Source organism: Geobacillus sp. PLS 41, assembly GCF_056494105.1.
The window spans coordinates 1,637,895-1,651,248 of the sequence record NZ_CM151395.1 but is presented as its reverse complement, the minus strand read 5'-3'; the positions used below and the strand labels follow the sequence as shown (position 1 = coordinate 1,651,248).

Here is a 13,354-nt window from a genome sequence, read left to right as displayed (position 1 = left end):
CAAGCATGAGGAAATTCATACATAAATGTTCCTTGCAATGCATATATTGGTGAAAACCTTGTCCAATCCGGGAGGATGTCATGAAACGATGGATGATCCCCTTCATGGCGCTTGCTTTTTTCCTTGCCGCCGCGCTCGCCTCGCTGTGGGAGCACGATCAGACCGCTGAAACGATCAAGTTTTTCCCGCTTGATCGCGAAGCGGCGTTCATCGAAGCGAAAACATCGCTTGCGCTTGAGGGCGGCAATGAACCCGGACGCTACGCGCTCCGCTGGTCAGCCGCCTCCATTTTAAACCGCCGCGCCTATTTGCGTCAGGACGTCTCGTTGTTGTTTGCCGATGGCCGCTTGGCCGATGTGCTGTCGAAATGGAAAACGAACACGGATGCCATCGACATGGAAAAGAAGGTCCGGATGCGGGACAGCCGCTTTTTTCAAGCCGTCTCGTTCCATCACGGCGAGCTGCATACAGGAGAGAACATCACAAGCAGCCAAACGATGTCAAGCAGCTATTTGTACGTCATTGACTCACCGTACCATCCGCGCGCATCGTTCCGGCGGCCAAGAACAGATGACGAGCGCGAATGGCAGCGCGTCTTGAACAAAGCCACGAATGAATTTCTTCGTCATAAAGCGGACGAGCTGCTCACCCACTTTTCTTTGTCAAAGAAAGATTATTACGCCCTTTATTTGCCGGAGCTCGTCGCCTACACGGAACAACCGTTGCCGGGGTTGTCAACGGCAAAAACGCAAACCGTCATCGGCCGTCTTTGGGAAGGATTGTACAAGTCGTACATCCTTGGCATAAAAAAAGAGGATGGATCCATCCTCTCGCCAATCGGCAGCACGATGCCGCTCATTCTCATTCGCAAAGATTACAGTAGGCTCTTCGTTCTCATTGAAGCGAAAACCGGGGAAAAAGTGATGCTCGTGCAACTTCTTTAACACATTTCGAAAAGAGGCCTCCCACTTCAAACAAAGCGAAGTGGGGGCGTTTACCGAAATCCGATCCATAAGCCAGCGGCGACAAGCAACGCCGCCACCGCCAACGCTCCCGCCTGCCGCCCTAAAGCGGTGTGTTTTGGCAAATGAACGACGCCAGCCGCCAAAAAACCGCCAACCAGTCCGCCGATATGGCCGGCGTTGTCGATGCCGGGAACAAGCAGGCCAAACAACAGGTTGACGATGATTAAACTGATGACGTTCATCCCCATCGTTCGAAAAAATAAATGCCGGTAGACAGTGCCGAAGTAAAGAAGAGCCCCGAACAGCCCGAAAATGGCTCCCGACGCCCCGGCCGATAATGACGGTGTAAACAAAAAACTCGCCAGCGCTCCGAAAAATCCAGCCGTTACGTAAATGAACAAAAAGCGAAGCGAGCCGTACAGCCGCTCAACCGTGATCCCTAAATAATACAAGGCGAGCGTGTTGGTCAGCAGATGCAAAAAACCAATATGCAAAAACATTGGCGTCAACAGCCGCCACCATTCTCCCGCCTCAATGAGCGGATTGAATTTGGCGCCGTAGTGGATCAACACATCCGGATTCGTGCTCCCGCCGCTCCATTCGAGAACCAAAAACATCGCAACCTGCACGACGATGAACAGCCGGGTGAACATCGGCTTGCCATACTCAAAAATGCGCCGTTCCTCCTCACGGCGGCGCCGCCATTCGCGGACCACCTCGCGCTTTAAGCGCTCGGCGGCAGCAAACGGATCGGACGTTTCCACAGGCGGCTCAAAACGGAGCGCAACACCCGTCATCTCCGCAAGCCGCGGCAGCACGTCCCCCATATTGCCGCTGTGAAGGAGGAGCGTATGAAGCACGCCATCGGACACTCCAGAGAGCGGCAACGGCTCGGCGACAAGAAATTCCCAATCGTCAACCGGCGGATACACCATCACATAAACATTGATGACCCGGCCCGCTTTGCTGAAATTCCATCCCCTCATTTGCTGAACGAATTGCCATGTATATTCCATATCAAGGCGCAACGATCGGCTCCAATCAAAATCAGCGCGCACGAGGCGGATGAGTGTTGGGCGACGCCAATGGTTTGATTCCAGCCATACTTCATCGGCCTGCTCAGACATCCGTACGATGCGGTAGCCGCCGCGAGACAAACGCTGAACAAGCTGCCAAAACAGTACATCCATCGTTCCCATCACGTTCTCCTCTCCCTTTCCCTGGCGAGGCCAAGTCCGACAAACAGCAACAAAGCCAACTCATCGACCGTCCGGCAAACCGGAGCGAATGGGCCGGCGGGCGCCGGCCGCGGCGGCCGGTTTTTTCATAACCGACTTCTTCAAAAATGATTCACCGCTATTGCATCATGGACGCAACATTTGCGAAACAAGAGCGTTGCGCACAGGAGGAATGTGGAGCGCAAATCGGACAAGTTGCTTTCGCAACGACGGAACGCGCAATGCGAAGGCGGCCATTCGGTAGCGATAGCGGTAAGCAAGACATCCAGCGGCAACGACAAGCAGCGGGTACGACCATTTATTCATCGTTGTTCCTCCTTCATCATATGACATGCTCGTTATTCTTTTTCCCTTTTTCTCTCCAAATATGAAGCGGGGCGCGTCTAACGCGCCAGCACGAAGGCGGCCAGCACCGCAAAGATGACCGAAAGAACGTTCACCGCATCATTGTCAAGCCACCGCCAGCCTTTCATATGAATGGTCGCCTGCCCGCAATGCCATTTCCGCTCAGTCGTCGCCCCGCATGCCGGACAGCGGTAAGCCGCTTGCCAAGCCGCGCCAAGCCACGTATCGAACCAGCTGCCGAGCCAACCGAAAAAGGCAAGAGTAAAAACGGGTCGGACGTCGAGAAAAAACACGCCAACAGCCGCAATAAACAGTGCGCCGGCAAACGAAGCAGCCGTGCCAAGGAGCGTCACAGCCCCTGAGGTGCCGGCTTCCACCGGCCGAAAGCTCGGCCAAACCCGAGGCGGCCACGGGCTTAAAGAACCGATTTCAGATGCCCACGTATCAGCGTTCGCTGCAGCGACGGCGACAACAAACAGATCATCCCAAATCGGGTCGGGACGGACAGCGGCCAATAGCGCCAACACGGCCGGCACCCCGCCATTGGCCAGCACTTGGATGGCATCGCGCCGCCCGCCTTTCGCCAATTTTTCAGACAGTTTTGCCTTGCGTTGCCTTCCGATGTGGCTAAAGAAGCTGGAGCTGACAAAAAAGCAGCCTAACACCCATATTCCGCCCCATGAAAAGCCGCATCCAACCGCTGCGCCGATGACAACGGTTGCCGCCGCTCCTGATATGGACAACAAGCGCAACAACCACCCGCCGCCGGCGGCGAGGGCAGAGACCGCGATATACCACCATTCATCGCTCACAGTGAAGAACTCCTTGATCAGTAATAATGAATTTCACCGGCACATCATGCTCCTCGGCCGGAATGTCGTCCATCACTTGAAAGGAGTAAGCCAGCGCTGCCGTCACCGCCGAAGCTCCCGGCAAATATCGGTCGTAATACCCGCCGCCATAGCCGATCCGGTAGCCGGTTTTGGCAAAACAGACCCCCGGGACAATGATGAGATCAAACTCATCGCGGTCGATCGGCGTTGTTTGTTTTTCAATCGGCTCAAACAATCCGGCGTACGCTTTTTCGAGCTGGGCAAACGACTCAAGCCGCCGAAAGGACATCGTTTTCGCCCTTGGATCGCATTTCGGGACGCCGATCGTTTTTCCTTCCCGCCACGCCTGTTCAATGATCGGCAAGGTGTTGACTTCCGTCTCTCTCGACACCGTCATGGCGATCGTCCGCGCCGTTTGCCATAATGGCCACCGATATAAATGAGCGGCGATTTGCCGATCGTACATCTCTTTTTCTGCCGCTTTAAGCTGCCGAAGCTGATTCAACATGCGCTGGCGCCATTCCTGTTTGCCGTCCATCATCTTCCCCTTCCTCCCATAAAGATAAAAAGCAGCAGGAATCATCTTCCCACTGCTTACTTCGTTTCGCGGTGCAACGTGACTTTGCGATCGCGCGGGCAATATTTTTTCAATTCCAAACGTTCTGGGTTGTTGCGTTTATTTTTCGATGTAATATAGTTGCGTTCGCCGCATTCTGTGCATGCCAATGTAATGTTCACGCGCATCTTTTTTCCCTCCAAACGAGCTTTATACTTTATATATAATCAGACCTTTCTATGATACCATTTTTCTTCGGCGATTTCCACCTCTAAATTTCATCTTTGTTCAATAAGAGCGCCACAAGCAGAGAATGGTATGGTATAGTGAAAAGGGGAGGGATGCATGTGGTGGAATACGCAATCATCGCTTTGGCAGCTCTAGCCATTATTCTCCTTGTTCTTTCCTTTTTTGCGAAAGATGAACTGAAACCGCTCGAAGAACAAATCGATCATTTGACCGTTTCCCTGGCGCAAGAAACGTACCAGATCAAAAAGCGGCTGCAAGTCATCGAGGAGGAGCTCCTCATTCCGGAGCGGCAACGGTCCGCTTCGCCGCGGCTTGGCGGATCATTGTCGCCGGCCGATCGGCGCATCTTGTTTTTGCATAAACAAGGATTCCCGCTCGAAGACATCGCCCGTGAGACGGGGCTGACCGTTGCGGAAGTCGAGCGGGCGGTAAGGAGGTTGCGCCGATGAACAAGCGATCCATGCGTTCGTTTTCCCTCGGGTTGCTTGTATCGACAGCACTGATCGGCGCCTCGTATTACGCTTCACCCCCGGCTGCACCGACGGAAGCGGAAATCAAGACGTTCCTCAAACAGCATGGGCTTGTCGCCGTGGCGAAAGAGGAATACGACAGGCTCCGCAGCGCTCAGCCGAACGCCGCTCCGAAAGCGGCGTCCAAGCAGATGTCCGAACCATCAGGGCAAACCGTTTACGTCTATCGACTCGTTATTCAAAAAGGAGATACGCCAGAGACCTTTGCCCGCGAACTTGAAGAGGCTGGCATCGTTCAAAGCGCCCGCGCCTTCAACGACTACTTGGAACAACATGGGCTGACGCGCTCCATCCGCCCCGGCGTCTACAACGTGCGGAGCGATATGGACTACGCAGCCATCGGCCGTTTGATTGCCGAACCATAACGAAAGAAGGTGTCCCTCCCAAAGGACCGGGACACCTTTTCTTAAGGCTGTGTCTGCGCATCAAACAGCGTTTTTTGAAAGAAACACATCTTTTTTGAAACGAACTTTTTGTCCGTCATGCCTGACGCCCTCCGGCCGCTTTTATCATCCGAACCGCCCGGCGATATAATCCGCCGTCCGCTGATCAGCTGGACGAGAAAACAACGTTTTTGTCTCTCCGTACTCAATCACTTCTCCGTTTAAGAAAAACGCTGTCCGATCGGAAATGCGAGCCGCCTGCTGCATATTATGCGTGACAATGATGATGCTGTATTTTGTTTTCAGCTCGCCCATCAACTCCTCGACCTTCGCTGTCGAAATGGGATCGAGCGCTGATGTCGGTTCATCCATTAAAATGACATCCGGCTCGACGGCCAAACAGCGGGCGATGCACAGCCGCTGCTGTTGGCCGCCCGATAAACCGAGGGCATTTTCATGAAGCCGATCTTTGACTTCCTCCCAGAGCGCCGCTTGGCGCAAGCTTTTTTCGACGATCTCATCGAGCCGCCGCCGGTCGCGGATCCCATGAATGCGCGGCCCATAGGCGACGTTGTCATAAATCGACTTTGGAAACGGGTTGGGCTTTTGAAACACCATGCCCACTTGCGTCCGCAGCTGTTCAACAGGGTATGACGTGTCAAAAATGCGGCGGCCGCGATACAAAATCTCCCCTTCGAGCCGGACGTTTGGAATGAGCTCGATCATTCGATTGAGCGTTTTGATATAGGTTGACTTGCCGCATCCTGACGGGCCGATAATCGCTGTAATCTCGCGTTCATAAAAAGACAGGTGAATATGTTTTAACGCATGATGCTCGCCATACCATACGTTCAGTCCATTCGTTTCGTAAACAACCTCTTTTTTCACCAACTGGGCCGAAGGAATGTCCTCTTTTCGGCGCTCCACCACCGCCATCGTCCTCATCGGCGTGACTCCTTTCATTTCCTTCCGCCCTCACTGGCAGCGGAAGATCGAGTTTTTCCTATCATAAGCATACAAAACGATCGTTAACGCTGTGTGGACGGTATGTAAAGTTTTTGTAAACGAACATCATTTTTTGGCTCTTCACCACAACATGTACTTGACAAGCAATACGGTTTCCTGCACAAAGATATGCAAAAAGTGCTGATTTTCCCTCACAAGCGTAAATAGGGTATGTTCAGAAAAAATCAAGTACAACTTTTAGTGAAGAGCCATTTTTTTGCAAGCGCAAAAAAAGAGGCGCCTGGCTAGGCACCTTTCATGTCAGCGCGCATCGGCGGCCTCCGCACCGCCTTGCGCATCGAAGCTGCTCCCGCCTCCGGCCGCCCGCTTCGCTTTCAATTCAAAATAGGCGTCCAAAATGCGGCGGCCGATCCGGTCATTAATCCCGTCGCTCTCCCCTTGCGTCGCCCACGGGACGACAACGGCGAACGACACTTCTGGATCGTTGTACGGCGCATAGCCAACAAGCGTCAAGTTGTACGTTGGATCATTCCGTCGGCTTTGGATCGGTCCATCGTAAAACGCCTCTGCCGTCCCCGTTTTGCCGGCCGGCTTGTACGAAGCACTCGCAAAGTACGAATACGCCGTTCCGCCCGGCTCTTGCATCACACGGCGGAATCCTTCTTGCACCCGCTTGATGTATTCCGTCTTCATATCAATCCGGTTTAGCACAACCGGTTCGAACCGTTTCATGATCCGGCCAAGTTTTTTTCCGTCAGCCGACGGCTCACGAATTTCTTTGACAAGCTGCGGCTTCATCCGATAGCCGCCGTTGGCGATCGTCGAGACGTATTGCGCCAGCTGCATCGGCGTATACATATCGTACTGGCCGATGGCTAAGTCGAGCAAAAATCCGCCGCGCGTGCTTTGTCCTTGGAAGCCGCTAAGTTCGTTCGGCAAATCGATGCCCGTTTTCACGCCAAGGCCAAATTGGCTGAAATAGTGGCGAATCGTCGCAAATGCCTCTGGATTGATGCGAAGCGGCGCATGCGGACGGTACACACCGCCCCCGATGGCGATCGCTGTTTTAAACATGTAAACGTTCGATGACTGCTTGAGCGCTGTCAGTTCGTTGATCGTCCCCATCGTCTTCCATGATTTTTTCACCGGGGTTCCTTTAATATACAGCGGCTCGTCCTTTATATACGTATTCGGATGAAGCACCCCGGTTTGAAAGCCGGTGAGAACGGTCGCCCCTTTCACCGCCGATCCCATCGCATAGGCGGACGTGATGTTGCCGATGGCAAAGTCGACAAATTTGCCGTCTTGAAGAAGCTTGCCGGCCATCGCCAACACTTCGCCCGTCTTCGGGTTCATCATGACGACAAACGCCCGGTCCAAGAGCGGCGATCGGCCTTTGCGCTTCGTCGCCAGAATCTCCTGCTGAATGATCTCTTCGACTTTTTGCTGCAATTCAGCATCGATGGTCAACACGAGATCTTTGCCGCGCTCGCCTGGATACACTTGCTCAACCGAGATGACATTGCCCGATTTGTCGACAACGTTTTTCACTTTTGCCTTTTTGCCGTGCAGCACTTCTTCATACTGCATCTCCAAATAGCTTTTGCCGACGCGGTCATTGCGGCTGTAGTCGCGGGCTAAAAAGTAATCGAGCCGTTCGCGCGGGACGCCTTCGTCTTCTTCAGTCACACTGCCGAGCACAGAGCGGAATGTATTGTCATAGACGTATTTCCGGTCCCAATCCACCGTCGTATTGACGCCGGGCAGCTCGCTCAAATGCTCGCTGACGACCGCATATTCGCGGTCGGTCACTCCTTTGCTTTTGACCGTCTGTGGCGTCAAGGCGTAGCCGCTCTCCATCTCATGTTTAATGGCGATCACTTCAAGCTCTGCTTTCGAAATTTGCGCCAAATCTTGCTTGGTGATGCGATCGAGCGTCCACTCGTACACTTTTTTGTCGATCTCTTTTTGCGTCAATCCTTGATCAGCGAGCTTTTTCCGTTCTTGTTCGCTCACCTTCCGTTTCGCTTCTTTCGGATGCGTTAAAATCCAATAATCTTTCATATCGCGCTCAGTTACTTTTTTCTCAGCATCGGGAATGTCGATGTATTGGGCAAGTTTCCTTGCTACGTCCAATATTTCTTCCGGCTGTGTCGTTTTGGAGCGCGTGTACGTAATCGCCTTTTGCGGTGTGTTGTCGACGATCACGCGGCCGAATCGATCGTAAATTTTGCCGCGCGGCACCGGCGTGCTGACGATTTCATCCTGCGTTCGCTCCACTTCGCGCCGATAATCTTCACCGTAGACGATTTGTACGACGCCAAGGCGTAAAATCAGTGCTGAAAACAACAAAAAAACAAAGAAAAACAAAATGTTTAACCGAATCGGCACTTGTGCTCGCTTTTTCCGTTTCATCCCCCGGTCCTCCTTCTCCTCCCCCTATTGTAAAAGAAAAAGTCGGTCATGGCTAGGGAAAAACTTGGCCCCTCACACCGGCGAACGGCCTCGTTCGCCGGCCAGCTTCGGCCGAAGCAAAAGCCTCTCGCGCTGATCGCGCTCCGGACGGCCATCGGTGAAGCGAATGCGGCGGACAAACCAATAAATCACCAAATGCCCGGCCCCGCACACAAACATAAGCACCCGAATGCCAGCCTCTTCACCAAAGAGCGCCATAGCCGTCAAAAAGGCTAAAATCGATGCCACCCGTCCGGCGTTTAAAAACAATTCCCGGACAACAATGTATTCGACGCGCGCCTCGGCCGATTTCCAGCTCTTTCCGATGACGTCAAACGTCAAGGAGGAATACGGAACAAGCAGCAATGGATACGCAATGGCGATCGTGATGGCATAAAGAATGAGGCGCGGATAGGTTGGATGGAAGACGATCAAAAAAATCGCTCCGTATAGCAACGCTCCTCCCAGCAAAATCGCTTTCATCCGATATTCATGCTTGATCAGCCGGGAGACGGCATAATAGGCGACAAACGATGTAAACGAGTTGACAAGCCCGAATTTGCCGAGCGCCCATTCACTTCCAGAAGTGACATACACAAGCACGGAAATGATAAACACAAACGTGCCTTCGCGCAATCCTTGAAAAAAGTGGGCATTCGTAATGAGCCGCCAGTTCCGGTTTTCATTCCGCTCCTTTAAAATGCGGACGAACAAATATTTCCCCGCGGCCGCGCGGCGCTTCAAGAAAAAGCTGAGCAGCACAGCGACAAGAAACAAGCCGAGCGACAGCGAGAAAACGAACGTATACCCTTTCGCTCCATGAAGCGATGAGATGATATAACCGGCGGCAATCGGCCCGATCATGCCGGCTGATGAGGTCAACACCCCGAAAAAACCGTTAAAAAAGTCGCGCGTCTCCGGTTCGGTAATTTCAAATGTCAACACGTTAAACGCCAACCAATAAAAACCATAGCCGACGCCGAGCAGCGCGCCGAGAAAAAGCAAATATTGATGAGCGCGAGAGCCGACCAATAAAACGGTGACAAAAAAAACGGCTAAACACGACACGCCAAGCCGCAAAACGAGGATGCGGTCAATTTGTTTCGCCAGCCGTCCGGCGAAAATAAACGTCAGCGGCTGCATCGTGACGACCGCCAAATTGTATAGCGCCAAGTCGCGGAAATCGCCGGTCTGTTTCCATAAATAAATGTTGACAAACGTGTTTGAGAGGGAAACACCGAGCGTGTAAAACCCGCCGATGCAAAGCAAAAGCAACAGGTCGCGGTTCACTTGTTCTTGGCCGGTTAGTTTTTGGAAAAATGCCATTGCAAACTCCCCTTTTCATCTATCCGGTAGTGTGGCCATTTCCGCTATGGCTATGCACCCGGCGCGAAGAAAACCGCTTCCTTTGCCTGCACCCTCCGTCGCTAAAAAAAGCGGGGCGTTTTGTTTCGCCCCGCTTTGTTGATTACTTCGCTTTCGCTTCGCTGTACCGTTTCGCCACTTCGTCCCAGTTGACAATGTTCCAGAATGCGGCAATGTATTCCGGACGGCGGTTTTGGTATTTCAAGTAGTACGCATGCTCCCAAACGTCCAAGCCGAGAATCGGCGTTTTGCCTTCCATGATCGGCGAGTCTTGGTTCGGCGTGCTCGTAATTTCCAGCTCGCCGTTGTTCACGACAAGCCATGCCCAGCCAGAACCGAAACGGCCAGCCGCTGCTTTCGAAAACTCGTCTTTAAACGCGGTGAAGCTGCCGAATTTTTTGTTGATCGCCTCAGCCAGCTCACCCGTCGGCTCACCGCCGCCATTTGGCGACAAAATCGTCCAGAAAAGCGAGTGGTTTGCATGACCGCCGCCGTTGTTGCGCACCGCCGTGCGAATGCTTTCCGGAAGGGCTTCCAAATTGCTGAGCAATTCTTCGAGCGATTTGTTTTGCAAATCCGGATGCCCTTCAAGCGCCGCATTCAAATTTGTAACGTATGTGTTATGGTGCTTCGTGTGGTGAATGTTCATCGTTTCTTTGTCGATGTGCGGCTCAAGCGCATCATACGGATACGGCAATGCTGGCAATTCAAATGGCATACCGATCTCCTCCTTTTTGATTTATGTACACGAACGCCAAAGCGTTCGCTTGAGATTAGCTTACCAAAGTTGGCACAATGTTTCAATCGATTTGCTTGTCCTGGCTTTTTGTTTACATATTTTCAACACACCGTTGACCGTTTCTTCATAATGACAAGCTATAGTATAAGGTAGCTTCCAGTTAAGGGGGAACTCAGCGAAAATGGAAACAAAGCGATCACGTTCTTTATGGAACGCCTTTCGACTTGAGACAATTGTCATGATGGCCATGGTGCTCACAACGACGTTGTCGGCCCTTGTCATCACCTCAATCAGCTATATTCAAGGGCGCCATTCAGCGATTCAGTCGATCCAACAACAGTTGCAGCTATCAAGCGAAACGATGGTTGAAAAAATTTCTATTTTAAAAGCGACAACGACCAATGAAGCATTTTCTCAAAAACTGAATTATTCATTGACGCTAAATGAACGGAAATTCCACGCCTTACACCTTCATCCGGTGCAATTGATTGTAACGAAAACGGGAAAGGCGGTGGCAAAACGGCCATCCTCGCCCAATCAAACGCTGCCCGAACAGGTCGTGCGCGATATATTGAAAAAGAAGCAAGGGGTTTTGTATACAGATCAATGGATGGCTGCATTTTCCAGTTCCAGCGATTTGCAGGGAGCGGTCTACATCATCGCCATTCCGGAAAAGGATTATCTGTGGCCGCTTTTGAAACAGCAAGCAACAAACCTGGCATGGTCTGTTGCCGCTGTCTTGACCGTATGCCTGGCCGGATGGAGAATCATCCATCGCGCCACTCGTCCCATTGCTTGGCTCCAACAAGCCATGGAACGGCTTGGATCCGGCGACTGGCGGTCGCGCATTGAATTGCATGCAGCGACAAAAGATATTCTTGCCCTTGCCGACGGGTTCCATCAGATGTCCAGCAATTTGGCTGTTCTGATCGAACATATGCGTTTCAGCTCTGAGCAAATCGCAGCGGCTACGAACCTTTTAAACCAAACATCCTCGGAGACTACAGCGGCTTCCGAACAAATCGCCGCGGCGGTGGCAGACACAGCGTACGGAGCAGAGCAACAAGCACGCAAATCGGCTGACATCGCCTCTTTTTTTCAACAACTGGCAGACGAAATGGAACAAATGTCCTTTCGAATGGAAGAAGCCCGTCGTTCCACAGAACAAGCCCATTCCAAAGCGGAAAGCGGCAACCAGCTTGTTCAACGGGCAAACAGCGACATGGGTTACTTGCAACAATCGATCGCAAAAACGATGCACACAATCGATGCATTGAAAGACCATTCACGCCATATTACCAGCATTCTTTCACTAATCGGAACCATCGCTGAACAAACGAACTTACTGGCTCTAAACGCTGCCATTGAAGCAGCGAAAGCAGGAGAGCATGGACGGGGATTCGCGGTTGTTGCGAAAGAAATCCGGGTGCTGTCGGCGCAAACAGGACAAGCGTTGGCGCAAATTCAATCGATTGTCCAAGATGTGCAAAGCCAAATCGAGGCCGCCGTTCAATCAATGAAGGAAAGCGCCAAACAACTCGATGAAACGAAAAAAACGTTCACGGAAAGCCAACAAGCCTTTAAAGAAATCACAACAATGGTGTCTCATTCATCCGCACATACATTGCAAATTTCAGAAAAATTCGTTGCCATCGAACGGCAAATTAGTGATATGCGAAAACATATCACAGAGATTGCCACCGTTGCCCAACAGATTGCGTCTTCGATGGAGCAAATTTCGAATTTTACTGACGGTCAGCACGAGGCCATGGCGGCCATTCGCTCCGAAGCCGATGCGCTGAATGACCGCGTGTTGCATTGGCGCACCTTGCTTGGCACCTTTCATTTGCCTTCTGACTAAAGCGGGAAGATGCCCGCTTTTTTCTTCGTCCCAAGTTGAATTCTTCCTCTTTCCCGGCTACAATGGAAAAGGAGATAAAGAAAGGTGTGTCTGCGATGAACGTATTCGTCCAGCTGTGGAAAAGCTTATATTCTCCGAAAGACATCGCCCGCTTTCGATTTCAGGGAATTGGGAAAACGATCGGTTATTTGTTTTTGCTGACTTTGCTGTCCATTCTTCCGACGTTTTACTATGTCTCCTCGTCGCTCACTGAAGGCATCCGCACAACGAGCGCCTTATTGAATAACGAGTTGCCGCCGTTTTCGATTGAAAACGGCGAACTTCACTCGGAGGCGGCCACGCCGATTCATATTGATCAAGGCGGATTTACGATCATTTTTGACAGCACCGGCAAAGTGACGAGTGAGAACGTCGAGCAGTTTCCGAACGCCATCGCGCTCTTGAAGCATGAAGCCGTGCTCGTCGCCGGCCATCAGGCGCAGCATTACAGCTATGCCACGTTTCCGGATGTGACCATTACCGACGAAGACGTTCGCGCGTTCATCGCCGGTCTTCAGTCGCTTCTCCCTGTCCTCATCCCGCTTTTTGGGCTCGTTTTATACGTGCTCGCCTGCGCCGGGAAATTCATCAGCGTGTGCATCTTTGCCTTTTTCGGCCTGATTCTTGCCGGCGTGCTCGACAAAACGCTGCGCTACCGCCATACATGGGTGATGTCGGCTTACGCCATTACGCTGTCGACCGTCTTTTTCACCGTGATGGAAACGGTGCAAGCGGTCGTGCCCTACGGCGCGTTGATCCATTGGTTCGTTTCGCTTGTCGTTCTCTTTTTGGCAGTCAAGGAAGTGCCATCAGCCAAACGGGAAATATAAA

14 protein-coding genes are annotated in these 13,354 nt (G+C 52.2%); 5 read left to right on the top strand and 9 right to left on the bottom strand.

The genetic code is table 11. The features are described from left to right. Positions 1–80 precede the first annotated feature (80 nt). On the top strand, positions 81–944 hold the full coding sequence (locus ACVX3G_RS08160) for a hypothetical protein (protein WP_011231926.1): 864 nt from the start codon (positions 81–83) through the stop codon (positions 942–944). A 50-nt stretch (positions 945–994) separates the two neighbouring features. Here the strand turns inward: ACVX3G_RS08160 and ACVX3G_RS08155 are convergent, their stop codons facing one another. The 5 genes from ACVX3G_RS08155 to rpmG form a co-directional block, all read right to left on the bottom strand. Next, positions 995–2,164, bottom strand: a complete 1,170-nt coding sequence (locus ACVX3G_RS08155) for a rhomboid family intramembrane serine protease (RefSeq protein WP_014196348.1) — start codon at positions 2,162–2,164, stop codon at positions 995–997. 165 nt (positions 2,165–2,329) lie between these two features. Continuing rightward, the gene (locus ACVX3G_RS08150; RefSeq protein ID WP_011231928.1) at positions 2,330–2,509 is read right to left on the bottom strand and encodes a hypothetical protein; all 180 of its coding nucleotides are present in this window, start codon (positions 2,507–2,509) and stop codon (positions 2,330–2,332) included. A gap of 77 nt (positions 2,510–2,586) precedes the next feature. Beyond that, positions 2,587–3,360 carry a DUF92 domain-containing protein gene (locus ACVX3G_RS08145; protein ID WP_011231929.1) on the bottom strand — a complete coding sequence of 258 codons (774 nt, stop codon included), beginning with the start codon at positions 3,358–3,360 and terminating at the stop codon, positions 2,587–2,589. Beyond that, positions 3,350–3,922: a 5-formyltetrahydrofolate cyclo-ligase gene (locus tag ACVX3G_RS08140; protein ID WP_033007314.1), complete on the bottom strand. Its 573-nt coding sequence runs from the start codon at positions 3,920–3,922 to the stop codon at positions 3,350–3,352. Before ACVX3G_RS08140 ends, ACVX3G_RS08145 begins: the two co-directional genes overlap by 11 nt. A 53-nt stretch (positions 3,923–3,975) precedes the next feature. Beyond that, complete coding sequence (rpmG, locus tag ACVX3G_RS08135; RefSeq protein ID WP_011231931.1) at positions 3,976–4,125, bottom strand: 50S ribosomal protein L33; 150 nt, start codon at positions 4,123–4,125, stop codon at positions 3,976–3,978. A gap of 159 nt (positions 4,126–4,284) precedes the next feature. Here rpmG and ACVX3G_RS08130 point away from each other — a divergent pair, with 159 nt between their 5' ends. Further along, on the top strand, positions 4,285–4,635 hold the full coding sequence (locus ACVX3G_RS08130; protein ID WP_012820534.1) for a sigma factor-like helix-turn-helix DNA-binding protein: 351 nt from the start codon (positions 4,285–4,287) through the stop codon (positions 4,633–4,635). Continuing rightward, positions 4,632–5,081 carry an endolytic transglycosylase MltG gene (locus ACVX3G_RS08125; protein WP_014196352.1) on the top strand — a complete coding sequence of 150 codons (450 nt, stop codon included), beginning with the start codon at positions 4,632–4,634 and terminating at the stop codon, positions 5,079–5,081. Before ACVX3G_RS08130 ends, ACVX3G_RS08125 begins: the two co-directional genes overlap by 4 nt. Before the next feature lie 144 nt (positions 5,082–5,225). Here ACVX3G_RS08125 and pstB read toward each other — a convergent pair whose 3' ends face one another. The 4 genes from pstB to sodA all read right to left on the bottom strand — a co-directional run bounded on the left by pstB (position 5,226) and on the right by sodA (position 10,602). Next, positions 5,226–6,035 carry a phosphate ABC transporter ATP-binding protein PstB gene (gene pstB, locus ACVX3G_RS08120; RefSeq protein ID WP_119878022.1) on the bottom strand — a complete coding sequence of 270 codons (810 nt, stop codon included), beginning with the start codon at positions 6,033–6,035 and terminating at the stop codon, positions 5,226–5,228. Positions 6,036–6,365: 330 nt separating this feature from the next. Next, positions 6,366–8,480 (bottom strand): peptidoglycan D,D-transpeptidase FtsI family protein, encoded by a 2,115-nt coding sequence (locus ACVX3G_RS08115; protein WP_014196354.1) that lies wholly within the window; start codon positions 8,478–8,480, stop codon positions 6,366–6,368. A gap of 72 nt (positions 8,481–8,552) precedes the next feature. Then, entirely contained in the window at positions 8,553–9,845 is a 1,293-nt protein-coding gene (locus ACVX3G_RS08110) for an MFS transporter (protein WP_011231936.1), read from the bottom strand. Positions 9,846–9,987: 142 nt separating this feature from the next. After that, positions 9,988–10,602 (bottom strand): superoxide dismutase SodA, encoded by a 615-nt coding sequence (gene sodA / locus ACVX3G_RS08105; protein ID WP_011231937.1) that lies wholly within the window; start codon positions 10,600–10,602, stop codon positions 9,988–9,990. Positions 10,603–10,804: 202 nt separating this feature from the next. On the opposite strand from sodA, the gene ACVX3G_RS08100 reads away from it, so the two are divergent. Together ACVX3G_RS08100 and ACVX3G_RS08095 are read left to right on the top strand one after the other, a co-directional pair. Next, positions 10,805–12,484: a methyl-accepting chemotaxis protein gene (locus ACVX3G_RS08100; RefSeq protein WP_014196355.1), complete on the top strand. Its 1,680-nt coding sequence runs from the start codon at positions 10,805–10,807 to the stop codon at positions 12,482–12,484. 95 nt (positions 12,485–12,579) lie between these two features. Further along, complete coding sequence (locus ACVX3G_RS08095) at positions 12,580–13,353, top strand: DUF1189 domain-containing protein (protein ID WP_014196356.1); 774 nt, start codon at positions 12,580–12,582, stop codon at positions 13,351–13,353. Position 13,354 lies beyond the last annotated feature (1 nt).

Coding starts and splice junctions, on each gene's coding strand:
- ACVX3G_RS08160 (WP_011231926.1), top strand. CDS start 81: ATGAAACGATGGATGATCCCCTTCATGGCGCTTGCTTTTTTCCTTGCC.
- ACVX3G_RS08155 (WP_014196348.1), bottom strand. CDS start 2,164: ATGGGAACGATGGATGTACTGTTTTGGCAGCTTGTTCAGCGTTTGTCT.
- ACVX3G_RS08150 (WP_011231928.1), bottom strand. CDS start 2,509: ATGAATAAATGGTCGTACCCGCTGCTTGTCGTTGCCGCTGGATGTCTT.
- ACVX3G_RS08140 (WP_033007314.1), bottom strand. CDS start 3,922: ATGATGGACGGCAAACAGGAATGGCGCCAGCGCATGTTGAATCAGCTT.
- rpmG (WP_011231931.1), bottom strand. CDS start 4,125: ATGCGCGTGAACATTACATTGGCATGCACAGAATGCGGCGAACGCAAC.
- ACVX3G_RS08125 (WP_014196352.1), top strand. CDS start 4,632: ATGAACAAGCGATCCATGCGTTCGTTTTCCCTCGGGTTGCTTGTATCG.
- pstB (WP_119878022.1), bottom strand. CDS start 6,035: ATGGCGGTGGTGGAGCGCCGAAAAGAGGACATTCCTTCGGCCCAGTTG.
- ACVX3G_RS08115 (WP_014196354.1), bottom strand. CDS start 8,480: ATGAAACGGAAAAAGCGAGCACAAGTGCCGATTCGGTTAAACATTTTG.
- ACVX3G_RS08110 (WP_011231936.1), bottom strand. CDS start 9,845: ATGGCATTTTTCCAAAAACTAACCGGCCAAGAACAAGTGAACCGCGAC.
- sodA (WP_011231937.1), bottom strand. CDS start 10,602: ATGCCATTTGAATTGCCAGCATTGCCGTATCCGTATGATGCGCTTGAG.
- ACVX3G_RS08100 (WP_014196355.1), top strand. CDS start 10,805: ATGGAAACAAAGCGATCACGTTCTTTATGGAACGCCTTTCGACTTGAG.
- ACVX3G_RS08095 (WP_014196356.1), top strand. CDS start 12,580: ATGAACGTATTCGTCCAGCTGTGGAAAAGCTTATATTCTCCGAAAGAC.